At 41.1% G+C, this 24252-nt stretch carries 19 protein-coding genes, 1 tRNA gene and 1 pseudogene; 8 read left to right on the top strand and 13 right to left on the bottom strand.

The features are described 5' to 3' along the window. Positions 1-29: 29 nt before the first annotated feature. The 3 genes from HXT20_RS06395 to HXT20_RS06405 all read right to left on the bottom strand — a co-directional run bounded on the left by HXT20_RS06395 (position 30) and on the right by HXT20_RS06405 (position 2796). On the bottom strand, positions 30-818 hold the full coding sequence (locus tag HXT20_RS06395) for a YggS family pyridoxal phosphate-dependent enzyme (RefSeq protein ID WP_004114122.1): 789 nt from the start codon (positions 816-818) through the stop codon (positions 30-32). 34 nt (positions 819-852) lie between these two features. Continuing rightward, positions 853-1902, bottom strand: a complete 1050-nt coding sequence (locus tag HXT20_RS06400; RefSeq protein WP_004114114.1) for a glutamyl-Q tRNA(Asp) synthetase — start codon at positions 1900-1902, stop codon at positions 853-855. Positions 1903-2064: 162 nt separating this feature from the next. Further along, complete coding sequence (locus tag HXT20_RS06405) at positions 2065-2796, bottom strand: MIP/aquaporin family protein (RefSeq protein WP_004114113.1); 732 nt, start codon at positions 2794-2796, stop codon at positions 2065-2067. Positions 2797-3370: 574 nt separating this feature from the next. Between HXT20_RS06405 and HXT20_RS06410 the strand changes: the two genes are divergently transcribed. Beyond that, positions 3371-5608 carry an RNA degradosome polyphosphate kinase gene (locus HXT20_RS06410; RefSeq protein ID WP_004114108.1) on the top strand — a complete coding sequence of 746 codons (2238 nt, stop codon included), beginning with the start codon at positions 3371-3373 and terminating at the stop codon, positions 5606-5608. A gap of 89 nt (positions 5609-5697) precedes the next feature. Here HXT20_RS06410 and HXT20_RS06415 read toward each other — a convergent pair whose 3' ends face one another. Beyond that, complete coding sequence (locus tag HXT20_RS06415) at positions 5698-7065, bottom strand: ATP-binding protein (protein WP_174190946.1); 1368 nt, start codon at positions 7063-7065, stop codon at positions 5698-5700. A gap of 375 nt (positions 7066-7440) precedes the next feature. On the opposite strand from HXT20_RS06415, the gene HXT20_RS06420 reads away from it, so the two are divergent. The 5 genes from HXT20_RS06420 (at position 7441) to upp (ending at position 12637) form a co-directional block, all read left to right on the top strand. After that, positions 7441-8766: an AAA family ATPase gene (locus tag HXT20_RS06420; RefSeq protein WP_174190947.1), complete on the top strand. Its 1326-nt coding sequence runs from the start codon at positions 7441-7443 to the stop codon at positions 8764-8766. Positions 8767-8821: 55 nt separating this feature from the next. Beyond that, on the top strand, positions 8822-9544 hold the full coding sequence (locus HXT20_RS06425) for an RloB family protein (protein WP_009994243.1): 723 nt from the start codon (positions 8822-8824) through the stop codon (positions 9542-9544). A 302-nt stretch (positions 9545-9846) separates the two neighbouring features. Beyond that, positions 9847-10992, top strand: a complete 1146-nt coding sequence (locus HXT20_RS06430) for an NUDIX hydrolase (protein WP_174190948.1) — start codon at positions 9847-9849, stop codon at positions 10990-10992. Positions 10993-11038: 46 nt separating this feature from the next. Next, a complete protein-coding gene (locus tag HXT20_RS06435) occupies positions 11039-11701 on the top strand; it encodes a thymidine phosphorylase (RefSeq protein ID WP_101890214.1) in 663 nt (220 codons plus the stop codon). A gap of 297 nt (positions 11702-11998) precedes the next feature. Further along, a complete protein-coding gene (gene upp / locus HXT20_RS06440; RefSeq protein WP_004120306.1) occupies positions 11999-12637 on the top strand; it encodes a uracil phosphoribosyltransferase in 639 nt (212 codons plus the stop codon). A gap of 146 nt (positions 12638-12783) precedes the next feature. Here the strand turns inward: upp and HXT20_RS06445 are convergent, their stop codons facing one another. From HXT20_RS06445 to ftsY, 9 genes and pseudogenes are all read right to left on the bottom strand, one after another. After that, positions 12784-13215 carry a hypothetical protein gene (locus tag HXT20_RS06445; protein WP_230468323.1) on the bottom strand — a complete coding sequence of 144 codons (432 nt, stop codon included), beginning with the start codon at positions 13213-13215 and terminating at the stop codon, positions 12784-12786. Further along, positions 13202-14224 (bottom strand): amidase domain-containing protein, encoded by a 1023-nt coding sequence (locus HXT20_RS06450; RefSeq protein WP_101889973.1) that lies wholly within the window; start codon positions 14222-14224, stop codon positions 13202-13204. The genes HXT20_RS06445 and HXT20_RS06450 overlap by 14 nt, the downstream gene beginning before the upstream one ends. A gap of 201 nt (positions 14225-14425) precedes the next feature. Next, positions 14426-14844: pseudogene (locus HXT20_RS06455) on the bottom strand (type II toxin-antitoxin system HicB family antitoxin). 161 nt (positions 14845-15005) lie between these two features. Further along, positions 15006-15812 carry a type 1 glutamine amidotransferase gene (locus HXT20_RS06460; protein WP_020760014.1) on the bottom strand — a complete coding sequence of 269 codons (807 nt, stop codon included), beginning with the start codon at positions 15810-15812 and terminating at the stop codon, positions 15006-15008. A 16-nt stretch (positions 15813-15828) separates the two neighbouring features. Continuing rightward, positions 15829-17130 (bottom strand): Mur ligase family protein, encoded by a 1302-nt coding sequence (locus HXT20_RS06465; RefSeq protein ID WP_032841302.1) that lies wholly within the window; start codon positions 17128-17130, stop codon positions 15829-15831. Positions 17131-17222: 92 nt separating this feature from the next. Continuing rightward, the gene (dnaB, locus tag HXT20_RS06470; protein ID WP_004116417.1) at positions 17223-18698 is read right to left on the bottom strand and encodes a replicative DNA helicase; all 1476 of its coding nucleotides are present in this window, start codon (positions 18696-18698) and stop codon (positions 17223-17225) included. A gap of 111 nt (positions 18699-18809) precedes the next feature. Beyond that, positions 18810-20201 (bottom strand): MATE family efflux transporter, encoded by a 1392-nt coding sequence (locus tag HXT20_RS06475; RefSeq protein WP_020760016.1) that lies wholly within the window; start codon positions 20199-20201, stop codon positions 18810-18812. 375 nt (positions 20202-20576) lie between these two features. Further along, positions 20577-22400, bottom strand: coding sequence for an ammonium transporter (locus tag HXT20_RS06480; protein ID WP_422114333.1), 1824 nt, complete (start codon positions 22398-22400; stop codon positions 20577-20579). 114 nt (positions 22401-22514) lie between these two features. Continuing rightward, positions 22515-23636: a signal recognition particle-docking protein FtsY gene (gene ftsY / locus HXT20_RS06485; RefSeq protein ID WP_020760895.1), complete on the bottom strand. Its 1122-nt coding sequence runs from the start codon at positions 23634-23636 to the stop codon at positions 22515-22517. A gap of 151 nt (positions 23637-23787) precedes the next feature. On the opposite strand from ftsY, the gene HXT20_RS06490 reads away from it, so the two are divergent. Together HXT20_RS06490 and HXT20_RS06495 are read left to right on the top strand one after the other, a co-directional pair. Beyond that, positions 23788-24051, top strand: coding sequence for a glutaredoxin domain-containing protein (locus tag HXT20_RS06490; RefSeq protein ID WP_004114090.1), 264 nt, complete (start codon positions 23788-23790; stop codon positions 24049-24051). 99 nt (positions 24052-24150) lie between these two features. After that, positions 24151-24223, top strand: a tRNA-Lys gene (locus tag HXT20_RS06495). Positions 24224-24252 lie beyond the last annotated feature (29 nt).

Consider the following 24252-nt stretch of genomic DNA (forward strand, 5'->3'; position numbering starts at 1 on the left):
TATTGATTTGATTTAAGACTACACAAAGACTACACAAATGCGCGCGGGCCAAAGATTGCCGAACCGATTCTAACCATTGTTGAACCTTCGGCAATCGCCCACGCAAAATCGCCGGACATTCCCATTGAAAGCTCTAGTTTTGAAGAGTCTTGCGCGAGTTGTTTACTTACACAATCTCTAATTTCTCTCAATTTTGCGAAACCACTTCTCACTATTTTTTCATCATCCACGCGCGCTCCAAGCGTCATGAATCCGCGCAAATTAAGCGCCGGCAAGCTAGATATAGCGAGCGCTTCGTCAATCGCGCATTCTGGCGCGCATCCGGATTTCGTAACTTCTCCCGAAACGTTCACTTCCAGCATAACGTCTACGCGAAGTCCCAAATTTTGAGCGCGAGCAGATATTTTTTGCGCAAGATCAATGCTATCAACCGACTGAATCCCATTTGCAAGAGGCAAGACTTTGTTTATTTTATTGCTTTGCAACTGACCTATTAAGTAGAGCGGAATTTCGCCGTTTACACCAACGCTTAAATTCTCGCGCGCAGCTTCCTTGCGTAAAATTTCTGCTTTTGCAACAATTTCTTGCGGACGATTTTCCCCAATTACGCGCACTCCTGCTCTGAGCGCTGCCATGATTTCGCCAACATCTCGCGTTTTAGTTGCAGCAAGCAGCGTAACAGACCCAGCTTTGCGCCCGTAACGCGATTCGGCTTGAGCAATGGCGTCTTGCACGCTGTGCACGCCGTCGGCAATTTGACGCGCGCGAACACAATCTACCTCAGTATTCGCTAAATCTTTTTGCGTCATATATGCCATTTATTGCCCCAATCTATCATTCTAAATACATAGTTTAGTCGAGGAAGGGCACGGATTTGTCTGCTAAGTTTGCGCGAACAGAATTCCACGGCGTTTCGTCGCTTTCAAACAAAGCGAGCGCATCTGCAGCGCTCATATCTACTGGGCGAGTTTGCCCAGGATTTTTATATCCCAAAAGATACATGCAATAGCCAATCATGCGCTCGGCGCTCCAACCAGCTTCTCGAAGTGCGCCAACATCAAGCGAATGTTTACTTTTGGCAAGTCGCTCGCCTTGAGCGTTATCAATTAGTGGCAAGTGCGCAAATTGCGGACGCACATAGTGCACGCCGTTAGCCGCAAAAAATCCAGATTTTTCAAGCAATTCACCAATCCAAATTTGAAGCGCAGCAGAACGAAGCAAATCACGTCCGCGCACAATGTCGTTTACTCCCGAAAGCACATCGTCAACAACAACCGCAAGTTGATAAGAAAAAACGCCATCCGCGCGACGAATCACCATGTCTCCCAAGTCGCGATTAATGTTAAACGATTGCGCACCAAAAATCGCGTCTATAAAACTCACATTCGCTTGGTTTAAATCAGCAGTCGGTACAGCAAGCCGCAAAGAATGTTGTTGATTATTTTGCAAACGCTTTTCGATTTGCGCCAAGCCTTGCGCATTTTTGCGAAGATTTCTGCACGTACCGGGATAGCGTATAAAGCCGTCGCCTTCTTGCGGCGCTGCAATCGCGCGAATATCGGAACGCGAGCAAAAACACGGGTAAATCAGGGAATTCCCGTCTCCGTCTTGCAAAGATTCTAACGCATCAAGAGCTTCTTGGTAGAGTGCAGTGCGCTCATGCTGATAAGTCGGCTCACCAACCCAATCAAGCCCAGCCCACTTCAAATCGTCAATCACTCGCGCGCTTGCATCTTTTGGCATTCTAGCAATATCGAGATCTTCCAGACGCAAAATCATGCTTCCACCTTGCGACTTTGCAGAAAGCCAAGCAGCCAACATTGCTACCATATTGCCAATATGCATACGCCCAGAAGGAGTCGGCGCAAAACGACCAATTGCAATAGGTGACTTAGAAAACATGATTTCGTCTTTCTAATATCTTTCTTAAAATCTTTCTTAATAAGCACAAGTTTGCAAAACATAAACTTGCAAAATAAAAAGCGCGTAACGCATTCATACTAGCATCACGCGCTTCTTACAACCGCAATTAATCACAATCAATAACAGTTAAAAGCAACTGTTTTATGCAAATAGCGACTTAAACATAAGCACGCCCAAGATTGCGCCGGCAATAGGGGCTACGACTGGAATCCACGCCTCGCCCCAACGAGAAGAACCCTTGTGTGGAATAGGCAAAATGGTGTGGAGCAAACGCGGCATAAGGTCTCGAGCAGGATTCAAAGCAGGACCAGTCGGACCACCCATAGAAGTCACCAATCCCCAAACAACAAAGCCGACTACGATTGATGCTCCAGCCAAATTCTTCTCTCCCCAAGGAGAAGTAAGGCAGCAAAGCGCAGCCAAAACAAGCACGAGCGTGCCAAAGAATTCGTTTAGGAAGTAGTTAAGCTTGTTATTGTAAGCATCCGTAGTGCAGAACGTGCCAAGAATAGTCTCTGGCTCTTCGGTTTCGTTGTAATGTGGCAAATAAGTTACGTACACAATAAGCTGACCGACCAATGCACCCAAAAGCTGAGCCACAATATACGGAAGTACGTTTGCCCAAGGGAACATTCCGCAAACAGCTTGCGCAATTGTCATAGCAGGATTTATGTGCGCGCCAGAAATTCCACCGAACATTAGCACTGGGAACATAACGCCAAAACCATAGCCCATAGCAATGTTTAGCCAGCCTGCGTGATGACCTTTAGTGTTTTTAAGTTCAACATTGGCAACGGCTCCATTGCCAAAAATCATAAGAATGGCAGTGCCAATAAACTCAGCTGCCAACATTACTGTAAATGAGTGTTGCATGGTCCTTCGATCCTTCTTAATTGTTTTGCTGCTTTTGCTTTTGTACCACATCTCATTTTCAAAGAAGCTAAGAAAATGAATCCAGCAATTATTATTCCAACAATTATTCTTTGATAGTTTCCCCTATGAACACGACACTGCGAGTAAATATCAAATAGTCATATATCAAAAGAGGCCCGCCACACTGGCGAGCCTCTTACTTACAAAAACAATCTTCAGCGGTTCTATCTGCACAACATCCTCGTTGCAACGGTAAAGTCTTATGTATCCGTCCAACGTAATTGGAATCTAACATCCATACATTTTCTGTGGTCTACCGCTCTTTTAATTTGTTCTTGTGATTCTTATTATTACTGTTTTTTGTTCTTTAGTAAAGTACAAAATCATCTTTGTTCGCATATTGTAATTAGTGTTCATTCGCACATAAAAAATAGATGGTTTTGCATCATTTTGTGAATATGCAATGGTTGTCATGTTCAGATGCGTTCACATATTGCAATTATCGGCGTGTCGAGCCGCATAGCTGCCGACACTCAGTCGCGCACATCCCTTACAGTGCATACAATTACGGAGTATGGTACAAATTTTTGACGCTCCCTCAAAGGCGATTCTGCGCGGTCAAATTGCAGAGCACATCGCCGAAGACGAAAAGGCAGAAAAGCGTGAAGCTCGTGAGGGCGAGCTACCGTTGCCAAAAGATCGCTTCTTTGACCGAGAATTAAGCTGGTTAAAGTTCAATCGTCGCGTGCTTGAGTTAGCGCAAAATACCGATTTACCACTTCTTGAACGCGCTAATTTTGCAGCCATCTTTGCCTCCAACCTAGACGAGTTCTTTATGGTCCGAGTTGCAGGCTTAAAGCGCAGAATCGACTCAGGAATCGCAGTAACCGCTGCAAGTGGGCTTAGCCCGCGTCAGCAGTTGCGAGCAATTAGCGAGGTTACACATCGTCGTCAAGATGAGCATGCGCATTATGTTATTGACCACATTTTGCCAGAGCTTGCTAAGCAGCGCATTGTTATGCTCAGTTGGGACAAGCTTACGCAATCCGAAAAAGATAGACTTTCAGACTATTATCGCAAGCAGGTTTTCCCAGTATTAACGCCACTTGCAGTGGATCCTGCACACCCGTTCCCATATATTTCTGGCAAGTCTATTAACTTGGCTGTTATTGTAGAAAATCCAAATTCTGGAAAATCGCATTTTGCTCGCGTAAAGATTCCAGATAATTTGAATCGTCTTGTTCCAGTTGACGATTTAACCGACGAAGAGGGTCGCGAAGAGCGCTACGGCTTTATTCCTATGGAAAAGTTGATTGCAGCACATTTGGAATCGCTTTTCCCAGGCATGATTATTAAAGAAGCGCGATCTTTCCGCGTTACGCGTAACGAAGATATTGACGTTGAGGAAGACGATGCAGAAAACTTGCTCAACGCTATGGAAAAGGAGCTTTTGCGTCGTCGTTTTGGGCCGCCTATTCGTCTTGAGATTTCCGACGAAGCTAGCCCATTCTTGTCTCAGTTGCTGGCTAATCAGTTGCGAGTAAGCCCAGAAGAAGTATATCGTTTGCCTTCGCCGCTAGATATGACGGTTCTTTTTGAGTTGCAAGCGCTGGATCGCCCAGATTTGAAGTATCGTCCGTTTATTCCTACTACAAATCGCCAAATTGCAGAAGTTGAAACTAGCCATGCGCAAGATATTTTCGCTTCGATTCGCGAGCATGATATTTTGCTTCATCACCCATATGATTCGTTCTCTACTTCTGTTCAGGCGTTCTTGGCGCAAGCGGCGGCAGATCCAAAGGTGCTTGCAATTAAGCAAACGCTGTACCGCACGTCTAGCAATTCGCCAATTATTGACGCTCTTGTTGACGCAGCTCACGCTGGCAAGCAGGTTCTTGCGCTTGTTGAGATTAAAGCGAGATTCGACGAGGACGCCAACATTGCTTGGGCGCGTAAGCTTGAGCGCGCAGGCGTTCACGTTGTGTATGGCATTGTTGGATTGAAGACGCATTGCAAGCTTTCGCTTGTGGTTCGCCAAGAAGCCGAAGGATTGCGCCGCTATTGCCACGTTGGTACTGGCAACTATAACCCTAAGACGGCTCGCCTTTACACAGATTTGGGCTTGCTTACTTGCGATCCTGTAGTTGGTCAAGATTTGACTCGCTTGTTCAATCAGCTTTCAGGTTATGCTCCAAAGTCAAGCTTCCATCGCTTGCTTGTAGCTCCTCGCACAGTTCGAACGGGCATTATTGAGCGAATTCGCAGGGAAGAGGCAGCGGCTCTTGCTGGAAAAGAAGCGTGGATTAAGATTAAAGTCAATTCTGTTGTTGACGAAAAGACGATTGACGCTTTGTACCGCGCGGCTCAAGCTGGAGTAAAGATTGACATTGTTGAGCGTGGAATTTGCTCGCTAAAGCCTGGCATTGAAGGATTGAGCGAGAATATTCGAGTTCGCTCTATTCTTGGCAGATTCCTTGAGCACAGCCGAATCTATGCTTTTGCTAATTCTTGCGGTCCGCAAATTGGCGATGGTCCTGCAAGTGGCCCAGAAGTGTGGATTGGCTCGGCCGATTTGATGCATCGAAATCTTGATCGCCGCGTTGAAACACTGGTTCGCATAAGCGCTCCAGACCAGGTGGAAGCGTTGATTCAGTACATTGATTTGCAAATGGCTGATTCAACAGTTTCTTGGTGGATGGATGGAGATGGCACATACACGCTGCATTCTCGCGATTCCGAAGGTCGTCCTCTAGTCGACAGTCAGGAATATCTAATTCATACTCACACACGCAAACCTCGAGGTGTGAACTGATTGCGAGTAACTAATAAACAATAGGCAAAGAGCCAGATTCAGCAATATGATTCTGGCTCTTGTTGTATTTATTGCTCCCTTTAATCTGACTAAATCTCAAGCATTCCAGCAGCCAAATCGCTAGCCACGAACGTAATAAAATAAAATGGCATAGTCGCGATTTTCTGATTTGCATCATAGCCATAATTATTTTTAGAAACTTTTATTGCAAACTCAAACTTGTTGTGCATTGCAAACTTATTTAAAGAATTAAGAGTTCCTCTGCCTTTTTTAACATCAATCGGGAAAAGCTTGTTATTTGATTCAATTATAAATTCCAATTCTGAATCTGATTTTCCGCGCCAATAAAACAGTTTTAAACCATTTGCGCTAAGTTCGTTTGCAACGTAATTTTCGAAGAAAATACCAGATAGCGTATTGTCTCTTTCGTTTGAAATAAAAGATGCTGCATTAACTCCGCTTTGATACGAGAACATGCCAATATCGCACAAAAATAGTCGGAAATTACTTTCGTTTTCTTTCATAAGCGGCGTGGTTATATGCTCTTTGAGTTGGAATGACTGATTAACAATATGAGTCATAAGCAGCCACTGAATGGACGTCGCAAAATCTCTAGTTCTACTATCTTTTTTAATAAGACCAGCTGAAAAGTTTTTTGATTCCTTGTTAAGCTCTCTAAAAATATTCTCAAATAAAAGTCGAGATCTTAAAATCGATTCGCTACTTGCTTGATACAACTCCATATCTGCAAGATAATTGTCATAAAGCGAGCGCAAAATCTCACGCGATTCTAGTAAATCTTTACGTTCAATATATGCTTCTACTGCTTCTGGCATACCCCCAATCAGCAAATATTTATACACTTCATTTAACGCAAGATTGTGAATTTCTGTAGGCAGCGCTTGCTTAGAATCATAGGCTTCGCGCACCTTTGAATATAGAAGACTATTATTGTTTAGTAGGAACTCACCAAAAGTCATTGGATAGATTGTTATCTGGTCAATTTTGCCTACTGGAAAGAGGAATTGACCAACTGCTGATTTCGACGAATTTTGCTTGTGAGCTTCGCGATGCAATTTAATTCGCACCATTGAACCCGTTGCAATTACGTGAATTTTTCTAAAATCTTGGCAAAAATATTTAAGCGACGAAATAATATTTGGGCATTCTTGGATCTCGTCAAAAATCAGCAAAGTGCCTTCATCTATAGCCTTGGAAAATCGCAAAGACAAGTATTCTATAATCTTTTCTGCGTTTGCTGTGCTTTCGCAAAAGTTACGAACCTCATCTTCTTTTTTAAGATCGATGTAAATATAACTATTTTTATAATATTTTTCCGCAAAAAGTTCTTTTACTAGATACGTTTTGCCAACCTGGCGCGCACCCCATATTATTAGCGGCTTGCGATTCGGCTTGCTATTCCAGGCGATTAATTTTTGTAATGCTAGTCGTTCCATGGCTTACTCTTTTTAATGTTGATATTACAACGATTATAGCATTATTTGCCAGTTTTAGGAGGTTTTTTGAGCAATTATTTGCCAGTTTTGGGAGGTTTTTTACGCCATAATTTGCCAGTTTTTGTAAGTTTGGGAATTTAACGTCGATTACGTTTAGTATAAGTTACCTACCGCACACATACGAACAACAATCTTATTTTTTGAATTTTCAACTACTTTTATGTAAATTTCATACAAAAAACTGTTTGTAGATTGTAAATATGACATTTTAGGATATTATTATATTAAGGAATATCGCTGTAGATAGTAGATAATAATCAGAAAAATTTTGATGCTACTTGTAAACAAATAGCAAACTTAGCACTGGAGGCAACTATGTTGCTTAATTTTAGCGTAGAAAACGCACTAAGCTTTCGTCAATCGCAACAATTCAGCATGCAAAGAACCGTACATGCAAAAAACGGTTCGTGGCCTCATCCAGATGTATCAACTCTTGCAGCCATTTACGGAGGGAATGCCTCAGGGAAAACAAATCTGCTAAAATGCATAACATTTCTAAAAAATTTTGTGGAAGGAAGCTTCAAGGCCGGTAACTCAAATTCAAAAATAAATGCACTCCCTTTTCTTTTAAATAAAGAGTCTGAAAATGAACCGTCAACATTCTTTATAGAATTTATTGCAAAAGATAACAACAGATATAAATATTGGTTTACCTTCAATAATGATTACATTATTGAAGAGGCACTATGGCTTTTCCGCTCTACAACAAACAGAAAAACTGTGCTGTTTGAACGAGAGCATGGCAAGCCAATGCGATTTGGCTCAAATCTAAAAGCCATAGGAAAAACTGTAGAAAAAATTACAAGAGACAACGCATTATTTCTATCTGCAGCTGCAGCATCAGGTGTACAAGCATTGCAAGCTGCATACGAAGAAATAACTTCTACACAGCAATGCAGAACAGTTGACTTTGATAAGTATTCCAATAATTTGATAACAGTTTTACAAGAAAATCCAGATTTTGCATCCAACATTAGCACGTTGCTAAAATATGCAGATTTAGGATTAAAAGGTGTAACAGTCCAATCCGAACAGCTAGATGCTAAACAATCAGAAAAACTAGCGAGACTCGCAAATCTTCTTAATGAACTTGACGGAGACAACAATAAACTTACAAATAACACTTCTGAAAACACTGAAAAATTGCAAAAATTCAGTGTTTCACGTTTAATGTTTACACATTCTGGTCAAAAAGATTGCCAACTTCCTGAAGATTTTGAATCTTTAGGAACTAAAACAGCATTATTGCTATTTGCTTTCGTTATAGATGCATTATCAAAACATTCCATACTTCTAATCGATGAAATCGACACAAGTCTAAGCATGCAATTCGTGTCTGAAATACTCAAGCTTTACAGTAATCCAGAAACGAATCCTAACCAATCGCAATTAATTTTTACTACTCACGATTTAAGTCTTATTAGTAATTCTGGAACCGACAAAACTATTCTCGACAGAGATCAAATTTGGTTTATAGAGAAAAATACATTAGGCGAATCTTCACTACATCCACTTACGGAATGGGAAAACCGCAATGTAAACTTTGGTAAAAACTATCAACACAACATATACGCTTCAGCACCACAACCGTCTCTATATGATGTTTTTGCGGAAATACTTACAAATACTAACAGAAGCTAAAACACTACCAGTATTCAAAACTATATAAAACACTAGTATTCATGAGGAGCGGGCTATGGTTCATGTTCCATCACACGGCCGTTCGAAGAAACAGTCGAAACGAAATAAAAGATTCCTCATTGTTTGTGGCGGTGTAGTTACAGAGTTTGAGTATTTTAGCTATATAAAATCAGAAGTAAGTAAATATTGTGCTACATCATGGGATATTCATAAATCAATTAACATAGAAAAAGAGGGCGTAGATCCACTCACTTTAACAAATTATGCGATTAAACTTGAGAGATTAGACTGCAAAGAAGCGAAAAAAGAAAACTACAATCCGTTTACACTGGTATGGGTTGTAACAGACGTTGATGAATTTGGAGAAAAAATTCAACAAGCTCAATCTAAGTCGGATTCAACTTGTGGGAAGATAAAATTAGTAATTTCCAACCCTTGCTTCGAAGTATGGCTTATTGACCATATAAAAAGCTGTCCTCTTTCTTGCACAGAAACGCGAGATTGCCAAAAAGAAGCAAAAGAACTTGGGTTACTTCACAACACTACTGGGAATAAAAATAAGCATATCCAATTAGAAAAATTAACTGGAAACTATAAGAATGCTTTTAAAAACGCAAAGCAGCATATGCAAACCGAACAGATAGAAAATCGCAAAAATCACCCTTCAGTAACTCAAAAGTCAAACTACGCTCCTTGGACAGATGTTCCAGAAATAGTAGAAACAATATTAAATGAATGCAAGCGTGTATCAGGAATAGATTTGTCAGAAAAATTGTGAATTAATGATGTAACTACATATGTCTTCATTACTGTTATTAACAGCAATAATCTAGATGTGGGTGAGATGATGGCGCAATATTGATGAGTCATCACGTCTATGAGTGAATTATCACAGTCACGGAAGTTAAAATGACAGTCACAGCGCTTTTATCACTATCATGACTGTGATAAACGTAAGCAACGTAAATATGCGAAAACCAGCAACTAAATTGACTCTAACCAAATAAGCGAATAAACGAATCGTAATAAATAACCAGGCACAACTAAAAGTTGCGAAAGAAAACCGCTAAAATAGTGAATATGAGTGTAGTAACGACGCGATACGTTGAGGCTGCTGGCGGAATTATTTATCGCAAGCGAAATACAATAGACAGCTCAAACACAAGTGACTTGAAAAAAACAAGCAATCAAGCGAGCATGATAAGCGATGACGACTTTGAGCTTTGCCTTGTTTACCGACCAAAGTATGACGATTGGAGCTGGCCAAAAGGCAAGAATGAAGACAATGAGTCGCATCGCCATACAGCTGTGCGCGAAGTTGGGGAAGAAACAGGCTACGCAGTAACACTAGGACCTCACATTGCACAAATAGAATATCCGCTTGAAAACGAAGGCAAAAAATCAATCTCAAAAAGCGGTGCGAAAAACAGTTCACAAAACAACAATAAAACAGAAGTAGTTAAGCGAATCCACTACTGGATGATGCGCGAAATAGACGAGAATGCCGCAATGAAGCGACTACCAGCATTTGGTCCAATAAAACCAGCAAAACCTACTGAAATTGGCAATGTTATATGGCTTACTCCTTCTAAAGCTCGCAAAAAACTCACACACGATAGCGATAGAAAAGTTTTAGATGCTTTTCTTGAAAAGCTACACGATGGTCAAACTGAATATAAGACATTGATACTAGTACGACATGGAAAAGCTGAATCACGTAAATCATGGCAAGGCAGCGAAGCAACTCGTCCAATCACTCCTCTTGGATCTGCAGCATCCTACGCTCTAGGTCGTGAGCTTGCTTGCTATGCTCCAAATCGAATTGTCTCGTCACCTTGGAAACGTTGCGTGGAAACTGTTGCAACTTTTGCACACGATTCTTCTCTTTCTATAGAGCAGATTGCGGAACTTACTGAAGATCATCATGAGAATAAACCAAAATCTACATTATCTGTTCTTATAAGTGAAATACAAAATCTTGATTGCAACGCAAAAAACACAGAAGCAAATATTAACAATTCAACAGTTATGTGTTTGCATCGTCCTATTATCGGCACTTTCTTTGACTATTTGCGAGGAATCACAAAACCGCGGGCGCATAAACGTATACTTAGCCAAAAATCTCCATACATGCCTACTGGTAGCGCAATAGTTTTGCATATTAGCAATACTTCTAAAGGCGCTCGCATTATTGATATTGAAAAGGTGTTACCAATTGTCTACTAGCTTTAATTCACAATCGAGTTCTATTCATTCGAGCAGATCTGCTTTTATGCCAAGTCCAATAGGTGCAAGTCGCCCAAGCAGACCTGCACAAATGGATCCTGCAATGCTCGCGCAAATTGAAGGCGGCACAGATCCACAAATTGTAAACGAAATCAGCCACACTTCAGCAGCAGTTCTGCTTAACCGCGTGCATAAAACACAATCTCCAGAGATTGTGGAACGCGTACTGAATTTGGTTGAGAATGAGGGCATTGAGGTCATCGCAGACTTGTGGAGTCAAGCGCAACCTGATTCGCTCCCTGGAATGCTTTTTAGGCTATATTTGCTTCGGGGGTCTTTGCGTAAGCAGCGAGAAGCATATGCGGAGTATTGGAATCTTGGAGAACCTTCTACAACTAGCGCTTCCGCAATTACTGGAATTGACGAAGCTCCTACAGGAGAAGATATTGCGCGACTCGCGGATTCTATTCTTTCTGGTGCTTTTACGGGCGATTTTGCTGTTGCTCTATATCGAGCTTCTGCGTTTACTGCGATTATTTCGCGCGGAATGCGTTCTTACGCGAAAAAATTAACACAGAAGATGAATGATTCCAAAAGAGATGATTCACAGCTTATTGCTAGCGTTTTGCACAAATCTGCAAACGTGCATGCACTTTCCTTATGCTTCGCTAATGGAGCTAAATTATGGCGACTTGGCAAACTCGATTAGTTTATTTGTTATCACACTGCGTTTATTGGTTATACCATAGCGCGGCGCGCTGAAATCTAAAAGCATGTATACTCGGGAAGTGACGCTGGCTTGTGTTTAAGCCCCGGGCTCCATTTTTTGCCGCTGCGAGCGGCGTTTGCGCCGACAGGCGCTTTCGCAAGTCAGCGTTTTTAAGTATGTTTTAATTTTCCAGCAATTCACAAAATTCAACCTTCATTAACACTTGTTTATATTTTTTCTAAATAGTCACGGCACGCCGATAGCTTAACATGCCGCGCTTGCACTAATCTAGAAGGTATGGATCTTCATGTTTTACATCATCCGCTGGTGGACCACAAGCTCACCGTTTTGCGTGATAAGAATACACCTTCTAACATTTTCCGCGAGTTAGTTTCCGAATTGGTAACTCTCGAAGCATACGAAGCAACCCGCAATTTGGAAGTTAGCGATCGCGAGATTGAAACTCCTATTTGCAAGATGACTGGTAAGCATTTGAACCGCCCGCGTCCAATGGTTGTGCCAGTTTTACGCGCAGGCTTGGGTATGCTTGACGGCATGACTCGCCTTCTTCCAACTGCTGAAGTTGGATTCCTTGGTATGAAGCGCGACGAGCAGACGCTCGATATTGTCACTTATGCCAACCGTTTGCCAGAAGATTTGACTGGTCGTCAGTGCTTCTTGCTGGACCCAATGCTTGCTACTGGCGGCACTCTTATTGCCGCTACGCACTACTTGGCAGAGCGCGGCGCTAAAGATGTTACTGCTATTAACATTTTGGCAGCGCCAGAAGGCTTGGAGCGCATTGAGAAGGAGATTGATCCTTCTATTGACTTTAAGGTTGTTGTTTGCGCTGTAGATGAGCATTTGAACGACAAAGCTTATATTGTTCCAGGTCTTGGCGATGCTGGCGATCGCTTGTATGGCTTGATTGACTAATAATCACTAGCTAAATCAAACGAAAGCTAGAATATAGAAGCTAGAATCAAAAACTAGAATCTAAAACCACAAAAAGCCTGCTGATTGGCAACACTTTGCAACTTCAGCAGGCTTTTTGTATTTACATCTTTAATTATTTGCCAGTCTCATATTCGTTTAATTTTATTACTATTAAATTCCAGTTCGTGAATACTCCATAACACCATTGAGACAACTACGATAGATGCAGCTGCAACAGTAGCAACATTAACTTGCGGTCCACGATCCATTGTGTACTTGACCATTCCACGATTCAAAACATGTACAACAATAAATTGGCCAAAGAATATTTCAATAAAGCCAGCAAGTATTAATATGCTATCAATAATAATTAATATTTTCTTACGAATTAATCCTCTATTACACAACCCAACAATCATTTGAATTATTGGTGAAATAATTGAAACTAACACAACACCCAAAAGACTTAAATCAAAATCTGCTGGATACTTTCCTGGCATTTTAATAAGCAATAAAACTGCTAAAAATACAAAAGATAATGGTAAAAACCATTCTTTCCAATGTTTAACGACGAACACGATAATAAGCTCCTTCACCATTGAATGAATACCAATTCTTATCCCAATCTAAATAATTTTCAGTGTGTTGAGCTATACGCAATCTACCGTTGCTTTTTAGGAATACAAACCCTATGTGATCGACAGTACCATCATTACTTTCATCAACACCAATAAAATCTCCATCCCTAACATTATCTACTAACATTCCCCAATAACTTGTACTAAATCCATACCCCATATAATTTTTAAAAACATTGGCATTAATCCAAGAAACCGAACGATCTCCTTTAGCTTTCCACCACCACCCTTTAAATACATCATTATACTTATCCATACCAATACCACCAGCATATAGAATTTGCGAAGCGAAATTTGTGCAATCTGACGGAAATATTAACTTACTTTTTTCTTCACCATATTTTGGATTTATTTTCCGCGCCCATTCTCGCGCATATGCTCTGGCCGCTTCAAGATTTATGCCTGAATTTCTCTCAGTAAGTAAAGGTTTGCGAGGTGTAACCTCCTGCTTTGATGGAAGCCACAATTTTGCAATATTAATAGCTTCCTTTTGTGTTAGTTCATTTTTTAATACTTTTAACTCTAATTTATGCAATTCTGATAGAATCTGATTATTTTCATATTTATTCTCATATATATCTAGAAATTGCAATATTTTTGTTACATTATTGTTATCTTTATGCGAGGAATTAAAAAGAGAATTCTTGTAAATAGTAGCTGTTTCTTCACTAAGAGAAGGAAGCATAGCTTCGCTCTGTATTCTTTGTAATTCTGTAAAATATTTTGAAATATAGAACTTTTTTACTAACTCTGGATTTTCATAAGTATCTAGTAAAGAAAAATACATACTCTGAAATTTTGTCTTATGCTGCTTTTTGGGAAAATCTACATAAGTCTCTGATTTATAGTCAGATGATTCAGCTTGAGCAACATTAGTAAATGACAATATTAAAATAATAGAAAATAGCGCAGCTATAAATGTATAATGTAGAACAACTTTGTTTTTCATATATAACTCCATTATTATATAAAATCCCTTTTTACTATTTTATCACAATAAATACCAGTTGTCAAATATATACAGCGGCTATGTAATCATATACTCATCAGTTCTATATTTAAATAGACTGCTGATTTGCAACACTTTGCAACTTCAGCAGGCTTTTGCATTAATTGATTACGCAATATTGCGTCAAATCAGATAATATGACTACGCTTTATTCACAGCTCCTTTATCATATAAAGCCTCTAAAGCATCGCGCAAAGCCCCACTGTAGCTGATTCCAGCTTTTTGCGCCCAAGTGTCAAGCCAAGCTGGAACAGTAACATTTTTACGAACTGCCTGAGAACCGTATTTTGCAGCATAGGAATCCATATCAAGCGCAACCATAGATAACTTTGAATTAGGATTTTCTGTAACAATATCACTAATATCACTAGCTTCTGGAGCAGTATTGCCACTTTCGAGTTCTGTAAGAACCCATCCGCTTGCTGCATCTTCTGCCATAATCAGAGCCTCTGCAAGATTACTACCGCCAGTTACACACCCTGGCAAATCAGGAACTTCTGCAACAAACCCCCACTATTATCTTCGTATGGAGTAAGAATAACAGGATACGCTAATTTCATCATTTCACCTTTGTTTCACTAATTCCTGCCTGACGCCAGATTGACTTAACAACCGATGGGTTAATGCGTAGATTATACACACTATGCGCATAAAATAAAATAATCAATCAAATTTTTACTAAATCATGCATATGTCTATGTTCATTTAGTGAGAACAGATTTTACCGCGGACGAGTTACAGCAACTTCGCGAGCGCGATCTGCTAATTTGTCTAATTTTTCAAGCTCCGCGCGCTGAGCATTAGTCTGCTTTGGTGCAAATTCTCCGTAACGATTCTGCGCAGCTGTACGAATTAAAAAGTCAGACAAACGCGGATTTTTTGGCAAAACTGATCCGTGCATATAAGTGCCGATAACGTTGTATTTGCGCGCACCTTCCGTATGATCTTCGCCGTTATTTCCGCAATTTTCGCCATCAACCGAGCCGAGTGGCTGAGTATCACCCTCCAAGCTTGTGCGGCCAGAATGATTCTCGTAGCCCACAATATCGCCAAAATCGCGGCTATGCTCAACAAGGTTTCCAATCATGCGCACGTCTTGACCAACCGTATGCTCTCCGAGTACGCCAATGCCTTTAAGCTTTTGGCCTTCAATAGTCTCAAAGTACTCTCCAAAAAGCTGGTAAAGACCGCAAATCATAAGCATTGGAACGCCATTTTTTGCAAGCTCGCGAATCGCGTCCGCGCGCGCAAATAAATCATCCGTAACTCTACTTTGACCATGATCTTGACCGCCGCCACCAAGAACCATATCTACTCGCTTTGGCCAATCATCGCCAACGTTGTACTCGTGAAGCACAGGCTTGTAACCGTACAATTCCGCTCGACGCATAATCGTAAGTACATTGCCATAGTCACCGTAAATATTCATGTCTTTCGGGTACAGCGACACAATATCTAATACACGATTTTCGGCTTTATTAGTAGCATTCGCTTGACTAATATAATTAACATCACTCATATCATTCATGACGACTACTTTCTTGCTACTTTCCAACTCCAACGTCTTTAACGCTTGCGATTTGCCCCAACGTAGATCGCACGCGAAGCATAGCAGTGTATGTGCAATATATGCGCTTAGCATTTTTAGCATCACTACTAAAATCGCCATTTACAAAGGTTTTAACATCTTCTTCTAAATCAGTGTTCACATTTCTAGAGGCAACTTTGTCGTATTGTAAACGCAAAGCCATATCCCACGCGCGCGTGCCAGAAACACAAGTGACTCCAGTGCCACTAAAGCATGTAAAATCAACGTCCCACAGCCAGCTCATGTCTCGCCCATCCGCGTATTCGTCACAAATCGCAATCATTGTGTCATGATTTGCAGGCTTATCCGAAGCGAGCGCAAGTCTAAATCCAATAGGATTTTTCACTAGAACAAGCTCCACAGGAGCGCCGTTAACTTCGATTACTTCGCCTCGACCAAATGCTGGCGTTACGCGAGAAATAGATTCCATAAGCGCATCGTCGTCGAATTTTGCGAGTGTTGCATCTTTTTTAGCAGCATCTGCCAAAATAGCGCGCACAATCGTAGACGCAGCAGCCGCGTTAAAAACGTTATACACGCCTCGCAGCTTAACGCTAGTGGTTTTTCTATGCCCATCAATCAAAAAATCGGCTTTATTATCTGCAACTTTTGCCAAAACAACATCTGCATGCGGAAGATTACGCGAATCGCCATTAAAATCGCCACACAAATCACTATGCAAATCGTCGTCAGTTGGAAACATGCTTCTTAGCGATTCGTCCAAACCGAAATATTTTACCTTACAAGACGGCAAAACATCTTTAGAAAGCGCAAAAATTCGCGAATCTTCGCGATTTAACACAACTACTCGCTTAGTTGCGTGCGCAACATTGCTCAACAATTTAGCTGTAGTGTCAATCTCGCCAAATCTATCTAACTGATCTCGCATAACGTTTAGAAGAAGCGAATAGCGCGGCTTTATTTGATTTACAAAATGCACCGCATAAGCTTCATCAAGCTCTAAAACAGCTATATCCGCATCTAACTTTGTGCCAAAAACAGGCATTTCTTGCACCAATGCTGCTACAACTCCGCGTGTAAAATTCGATCCCGTAGGATTTGTAAACACGCGCAATCCAGCATCTCTAAGCATAGACGCAACCATGCGAGTTGTAGTGGTTTTACCGTTAGTTCCAGAAATTAACACAACACCATAAGGTAATTTTCCTAGCGTTCTAGCCAAAAACCCAGGGTCTAGTGTTTCCACAACTTTGCCTGGTAAAGCACTTCCTCCGTGGTTTGTCGCGCGCGAAATCATCCTAACCAATTTCCCTACAGCTGGCATTATGAATCCAAAACAACAGCGTTTTACCACTTTATTTTTGACGATCATCAATCCCCCTATTAACTCTACTGCTGATATGCCTGAGACTGATGCGAATCATAACCTTGAGCATCATTACCTTGCGAATATGATTGCGGCTGGTATCCTTGCGGCATATCTTTAAACTTAGACGTTGCTCCAAGAAAAGCTAGATTGAACGTTTCTGTAGGACCATTACGATGCTTTGCCATAATAATGTCTGCTTCGCCTGGACGATCTTCTTTGTTGTAAAAATCAGGTCTATGCACAAGAAACACAACGTCAGCATCCTGTTCAATAGATCCCGATTCGCGCAAATCTGAAAGCTGAGGCTTTTTATCGTTTCGCATTTCTGGTCCGCGGTTTAGCTGGCTTAGCGCAACAACTGGCACTTCTAGCTCTTTTGCTAAAAGCTTTAATGCACGCGAAAACTCCGAGACCTCTTGCTGCCTCGATTCGACTTTCTTTCCAGAAGTCATAAGTTGCAAATAGTCGATTACAACTAGCTTTAGATCGTTCGTTTGCTTTAGTCGTCTGCATTTTGCGCGAATTTCCATAAGACTCATATTTGGGCTATCGTCTATAAAAAGCGGAGCGTCTTTCATCTTTGACCAAAACGCATTTAGCTTAGTCCACCTATCTGTTGTAATGTCTTCCGAAGTTCCGCGATGCATTGCAGTCATTGGAATATCTGTTTCGGCTGCGATTATTCTTTGAGCAAGCTCCAACTTGTTCATTTCTAGCGAGAACACGATTGTTGTCATATTGTGATGCAACGCTGCAGAACGCGCAAAGTCGATTCCAAGAGTTGACTTTCCCATTGCAGGCCTACCAGCTACGACTACCATTTGCCCTGGTTGCAAGCCTTGCGTCATATCGTCAATATCTCTAAATCCTGTTGGAACGCCTTTTTCAATCTCGTTACTTTGCAACTTGTCTAATTGTTCGAGAGCATCTTGAACAACAGGACCAATAGCAGAATAATCCTGGTGAACTTTGCCAGAACTCATCTCGTAAACTTCGGATTGTGCAAGATTTACAACGTCTTCTGCTTGATCTCCCGTGGCAGAATACCCCATTTGCGCAATCTTTGTTCCAGCAGCAATCACATTTCGCAAAATCGCATTTTTGTGTACAATATCCGCGTAATATAACGCGTTTGCAGCTGTTGGAACTGATGCAACTAGACTATGCAGGTAGTCTGCTCCACCAATTTTCTCCAGGTTTTCGTCTTTTAGAAGCTCGTTTGCGACTAAAACAACATCTACTGGTTGTGAACCAGAAAATAAGCTTATGATCGCGTCGTAAATTGTTTGGTGTTTTGGCACATAAAAGTCTGCTGTTTCTAGGATTTGCGAAACTTCGCCAATGGCATCTTTGCTCATTAGCATTCCACCTAAAACGGCCATTTCCGCGTCTTCGTCGTGAGGCGGAACCTTGTCAAACAAAATACTGTTATATGATGCGTTGCCTGACTGGTTTGCGTCATTTCTACTTGACTTCCACATATCATTACCTGCCATAGAATCGAGTATAAACGCCCGCACGGAGCACACCAACAAAAGTTGATATAAACCAACACAAGTCGCAAGTTGAATATTTCACATATTTGAATATTTCACATATTTACATACTTACAGACTTGCAGACTTCATCCAATCATCTGTTTTAACCCTATGAGAATTTCCTAAAGCTCTTCCACCAATGTATACAAGGTTCAGAGCCACCCACAATGACACGGTTCTAATTATGTCAGTAGAGCAGAAAGCTATATTTACGAAGCACATTGCACTAATCGCAAGAAGGTACACAATAGCTGTAATCGAGCACGATTTGGCCAAATACTTGTGGTCTCCAGCTCCGATTAGCACTCCGTCTAAAGCCCACATAAATCCAGATAACGGCAAGAAAATTCCAAGAATCGTCATTCCTATTGAAACTAAAAGTTGTATTTCTACGTTTGGGCTAAATAACGGGGATAGTAGCCATCCTGCAAATATCATTAAAATTCCAACGATTACGCTACTTAATGCTCCTACTTGTGCGCATATTTTTGTGATCATGTTAGCGCGTTTTAATAATCCAGCTCCAAGCGCAGAGGCGACTATTGTTTGAGCTGCAATTCCTATAGCGTCTAATATGTTCATAACAAAATTCCAGCAAGAATTTGCAACTTGGTATGCAGCTAAAGTATTTGTTCCAAGACGAGCAGCCGCTGCAACAGTGGCAACCATGCACGCGCGCAACGCCAATGTGCGTATAAACAGCGGAATACCACTTCCAGCGCTTTTAAGTATGCTATGCGCTTGCGGACGCAAACGTGCTTTTTCACGAGCTGCCCAAAAAATCGCTGGAAGCGTTAAAACAATACCCATATACCATTGCGCTATCATTGTTGCTATTCCAGATCCAAAAATGCCAAGATTCATTCCAAACACAAATAGAATATCTAAAATAGCGTTTAGCACAGCTCCACTTATTGCAGCAAAAAGTGTGATTTTTACTTTGCTAAGTCCTCTGAATATGCCATTTGCCGCGTAAATTAGTAGCATCGCAGGCAATCCTGGCATAACAGTTTGAGTGTAAATAATCGCGTTTTTAAGCGTATCTCCACTTGCACCAAAGCTTTGACAAAGCGGACCTGCGAACACCATTAAAACAAGCGTTAAAACAACACCTAACCCAAGAGCCAGCCATAGACCGTCCATTCCAACGCTTAGTCCTTGACGATTTTTCCCAGCACCCAATAGTCTCGCGACTTGGCTTGTGGTGTTGTATGCCAAAAACAGGCATAGTCCCGTTGTTGTTAAAAGCACAGTTGATCCTATTGAAAGCCCTGCAAGTTGCGTTTTGCCTAAATGACCTACTATTGCGGTGTCTATTAAAACAAACGCTGGCTCTGCAATAAGCTGTCCAAATGTAGGAATAGCTAGAGAAAATATATGCTTCAGTAAATCTTTTTTGTTTATAGCAGATTCTTTATCTTCTTGTCTATTGGTAGCTGCGTTACTCTTGGCTATTGTCATAATGCACTATTGTACTGTCGAAAAAACTTATTAGATTAAGTATTTAATAAAACTATTATTTTTATTACTTTTATTATTTTTATTACTTATTACATTACTTTTCTAAATCTGATGTTCGGTAGCTTGCGACTTTTCCTTTTTATTTCGCTATCATAAATATTTTCCAATTGCAAATCAAAATTGTTTTTGGAAAAGTTATCCGCAGGATATCCACAATGTTATCCCCCATTTGTGTATAACTTTTTGAGATACACACAGCAACACGCCTAAAATGTGGATAACTCAAAGTTTTTATCCACATCACTTAGCCCGTGTGTGTCATAATCTTGAGATATTCACACCAATGGGGGATTACTTTACACAAACTTTGATATTTTATTGCTTCTTTTGAGATTTCTTAGAATTACTTCTAGATTTATCTGACTTATTTTCCACAGAACTAGAATCAGATTCTTCTGAATTTTCTGACTCTTTTCCATCATTTTCAGTTTCAATCTTCTCTTCGCCCAATTCAACTTCGTCTTGCGATTGAGCAGAAACATTATCATCAGAATGAGCTGAATTATCGCCAGCAACCGTTGAATCACCATCTTCATCTACAGAATCACCATCTGCGTCTACAACTGATTCATCAACAGAAATAGCTACTGGAGTAAGAACTGCCACTTGGGTTTTCCCTTCTTCAGAATCAGCAACTTCTACAACAGCTCCAGCTCTAGCTTGAGCAATACTCGAAAAGTCATATGCGCGCTCACCCTGATCTGCCAAATCAACACCCTTACGCTCTTTAGCTTCCGATATTCTCCAACCAAAAAGCTTCTCTAAACCAAATGCAACTAAAGCAGTAACTGCACCGGAATAAAGAACAGTGATTACAAGTAAACAAATCTGCGCGATAAGCTGATGCCAGTCACCAATGCAAAACAGTCCGCTACTATCAGCAAATAATCCCACTGCAAAAATACCGATAAGAGCAGCGATGCCATTCACGCTCACAACATGAAGCGCTCCATCATAACGCGCAAAAGTCTTAGAATGCGTTGCAAGGCATGTAACGACACCAACAATAACTCCTAATACCATTGCCCATAAAGGCGCAATCACATCTGCATCGGCAGAACTAGCGGCCAAACCCGCCATAATTCCAGACGCGGCGCCAACAGCAGTAAAACAACCTGAACGCAAACGCTCTGTAACACCCCAAGCAAGCATAGAAGCAGATGCTGTAATAGTGGATGAAACCCAAGCATATCCAGCAACTCCAGGAAGACCTACAGAAGATCCAATCATTAAGCCAAGCCAGCCAAACCAAATAATAAAAATTCCCAGAACAACAAACGGTACATTATGCGGATGGCGTTTTAGAACATTTACAGAATTATCAGCAACATCACTAACAGCTTCAACAGAACCATTAGAATCTTCTGCCTTAGAAGATGATGAACCCGTATTAGTCTCTAATTTACTAAATCTCGCAACGTCAGCCCACAATGCACGAACCAAATTTCCCTTATGCTCAAAATTATTACTACTGTTACCTTGAACAGTAGAGGATTTGGTATGAAGCACAAATCGCTTTAACGGGAAGTGCGCATGACCACCAATAATTAGCACGATTGCAAGCGCAGAAACTGCTGCAGTCAGGTGCAGCAACGATCCTCCAGCAAAATCATGTACTTGAATTCCTAAAGCTTGTGATATTGCGCCATTAGGAGAAAGCAATCCCCCTCCGCAAACCATATGCGCTAGAGGAGCAAATACTAAAGTGACCCATACCGCCACGAATATAAGCCAAATTGCGTATTTTACGCGTCCAGCCAACGCACCAGTAATAAGAGCAACCGCTACGACAGCGCACGCTAATCTAAAGGCTGCTGGAATACCTCCGCCCGACAAGCCTGTGTTTGCGTCCATAGAAGTAAAAATTCCATGATCTGCAACCATTGAATCACGTAGAAGCAAACCACTCACAGGATCACCCACAACGCCGCCAATCATGTCTTTACCAGCGAAAGCCATTGACCATCCCCATAGCGTCCAAACTATGGTTGTTACCGCAATAGCTCCAGCAGAAAGCATCATCATATTGACCATAGATGTTGCTCGTTCGCGACCGCCATAAAATAGAGCAATCCCTGGCGTAATTATAAACACTAAAGCAGCGGCCAATAATGCCCATTGCGGATCCATTGCGGTCATCTTTCACCTCACAATACACAACCCTCGGCGGTTATGTCTTCAATATTCTATTTTATATGTTCTTTTATATTCTACTCAACTGGCGCTGCGTGATTAATAACTAATTACGATAGATTAATCCAATATTCCATCCACAAAACTTTCTGGATCGAATGGAGCTAGATCGTCTGGACCTTCTCCCAATCCGACAAGCTTCACAGGAACGCCTAACTCTTTTTGAACAGAAACCACGATACCGCCTTTCGCGGAACCGTCTAACTTAGTTAAAACCACACCTGTAATTCCAATTGCCTCAGCAAAAACTTTTGCCTGGACCATGCCATTTTGACCAGTTGTAGCATCAAGAACCAAAAGGACTTCATCTACAGGAACAGTTTTTTCAATAACTCGGCGAATTTTGCCAAGCTCGTCCATAAGATTTGCCTTATTTTGCAGCCTTCCAGCCGTGTCTACAATCAAAACATCTGAATTGGATTCCTTAGCTTTGGCGGCACCGTCAAATGCTACAGAAGCTGGATCTGCACCGTCTTTTTCGGATCGAACGATTTTAACACCTACAGCATTTGCCCAAGTTTCAAGCTGGTCGGCAGCTGCAGCGCGGAAAGTATCTGCTGCAGCTAATATTACAGAACGATTTTTAGAAACCATTAGTCGCGCAAGCTTTCCAGCAGTAGTGGTTTTACCAGTGCCATTTACACCAACCATCATGATTACGCTTGGCTTATGAGCTTTAGAAGAATCCGCATTTAGGCTTCTATCTGTTTTGGCACCAACGATATCCAGCAATTTTGCACGAAGTATTTCACGTACATCTTGTGCGCTTGCTGTTCCAGAAATCCTAGCATCTTTTCTAAGTGATTCAACCAATTCATCACTTGCCTGTGCTCCAACATCTGCCATTAAAAGCGTATCTTCTACATCTTGCCAATCGTCTTCACTAAGATTATCTTTGCTCAATATATTGAACAGAGCACGACCAAAAGGATTCGCACTATTAGCAAGTTTAGAACGCAATCTTGTAACTCGAGAGGCAACGTTTTCAGGCGCAGATTGGTCAACATTACTATCACTTTTAGCTACGCTAGGCAGTGGATTATCTTTGCTAGTAGGTATTAAAGGACCTCGCGACTTACTGATAATTCTCAGCACAACTGCCGCAGTCACTAAAAGCACTGCTAAAACAACTGTGCCAACAGTGGACCATATAATCAAATCTAAATCCATAACTATATTCATATAATAAAGACTATGAAATTAAAGGGACAGTTGATTAGAATGTAACGAAGACTGTTGCTACAGTAAGCAAAAATCACGTAAATATTAGCATTTTAATACAATGCTTTTGTAAGTTAATTTTGTAATCAGAAATTGAATTGGGGTATTGCGTATGGAAAACTCGCCATTGATTGATGTTTATGGAGCAGATTGGTGTGGCGATTGCATCAGAGCTAAAGCTGCGCTTAATAAGTTTAATGCTGCTTTTACTTGGCATAACATTGAATCTGAAGAAGGCGCCGAACAAAAGGCTATTGATATTAGTGGGCAGAAGCATATTCCTGTCGTTACTTTTAGCGATGGAAGTTTTATGGTTGAGCCGACTGCAACTCAGATTAAAGAAAAACTTGAAGAATTAGGACAGATCAATTTGTGATTTTTGCCTGCAATTTTGCAGCAACTTGCCACAAAACACACGCTACATGTAGACATGAGTTGGATTAGTCTACAAAATGTAGTATACTTGGCATTTGTTGCCCCTTTAGCTCAATTGGCAGAGCAGAGTCCTTTTAAGTCTTGGGTTGTGGGTTCGAGTCCCACAGGGGGCACTTTTTTATACTCATTTGCATTTCGAAGC

Origin of the sequence: Gardnerella sp. DNF00109 (assembly GCF_049262845.1) — a bacterium.
Taxonomy (GTDB): Bacteria; Actinomycetota; Actinomycetes; order Actinomycetales; family Bifidobacteriaceae; genus Bifidobacterium; species Bifidobacterium vaginale.

Bases quoted from the DNA above. Each gene is read 5' to 3' on its own strand.
- HXT20_RS06460 (WP_020760014.1), bottom strand. From the start codon at position 15,812: ATGAATGATATGAGTGATGTTAATTATATTAGTCAAGCGAATGCTACT.
- HXT20_RS06415 (WP_174190946.1), bottom strand. From the start codon at position 7,065: ATGGAACGACTAGCATTACAAAAATTAATCGCCTGGAATAGCAAGCCG.
- HXT20_RS06475 (WP_020760016.1), bottom strand. From the start codon at position 20,201: ATGACAATAGCCAAGAGTAACGCAGCTACCAATAGACAAGAAGATAAA.
- HXT20_RS06435 (WP_101890214.1), top strand. From the start codon at position 11,039: ATGCCAAGTCCAATAGGTGCAAGTCGCCCAAGCAGACCTGCACAAATG.
- ftsY (WP_020760895.1), bottom strand. From the start codon at position 23,636: ATGAATATAGTTATGGATTTAGATTTGATTATATGGTCCACTGTTGGC.
- HXT20_RS06395 (WP_004114122.1), bottom strand. From the start codon at position 818: ATGGCATATATGACGCAAAAAGATTTAGCGAATACTGAGGTAGATTGT.
- HXT20_RS06465 (WP_032841302.1), bottom strand. From the start codon at position 17,130: ATGATTTCGCGCGCGACAAACCACGGAGGAAGTGCTTTACCAGGCAAA.
- HXT20_RS06405 (WP_004114113.1), bottom strand. From the start codon at position 2,796: ATGCAACACTCATTTACAGTAATGTTGGCAGCTGAGTTTATTGGCACT.
- HXT20_RS06425 (WP_009994243.1), top strand. From the start codon at position 8,822: ATGGTTCATGTTCCATCACACGGCCGTTCGAAGAAACAGTCGAAACGA.
- HXT20_RS06480 (WP_422114333.1), bottom strand. From the start codon at position 22,400: ATGACCGCAATGGATCCGCAATGGGCATTATTGGCCGCTGCTTTAGTG.
- HXT20_RS06450 (WP_101889973.1), bottom strand. From the start codon at position 14,224: ATGAAAAACAAAGTTGTTCTACATTATACATTTATAGCTGCGCTATTT.
- HXT20_RS06420 (WP_174190947.1), top strand. From the start codon at position 7,441: ATGTTGCTTAATTTTAGCGTAGAAAACGCACTAAGCTTTCGTCAATCG.
- HXT20_RS06410 (WP_004114108.1), top strand. From the start codon at position 3,371: ATGGTACAAATTTTTGACGCTCCCTCAAAGGCGATTCTGCGCGGTCAA.
- upp (WP_004120306.1), top strand. From the start codon at position 11,999: ATGGATCTTCATGTTTTACATCATCCGCTGGTGGACCACAAGCTCACC.
- HXT20_RS06430 (WP_174190948.1), top strand. From the start codon at position 9,847: ATGAGTGTAGTAACGACGCGATACGTTGAGGCTGCTGGCGGAATTATT.
- HXT20_RS06400 (WP_004114114.1), bottom strand. From the start codon at position 1,902: ATGTTTTCTAAGTCACCTATTGCAATTGGTCGTTTTGCGCCGACTCCT.
- HXT20_RS06490 (WP_004114090.1), top strand. From the start codon at position 23,788: ATGGAAAACTCGCCATTGATTGATGTTTATGGAGCAGATTGGTGTGGC.
- dnaB (WP_004116417.1), bottom strand. From the start codon at position 18,698: ATGGCAGGTAATGATATGTGGAAGTCAAGTAGAAATGACGCAAACCAG.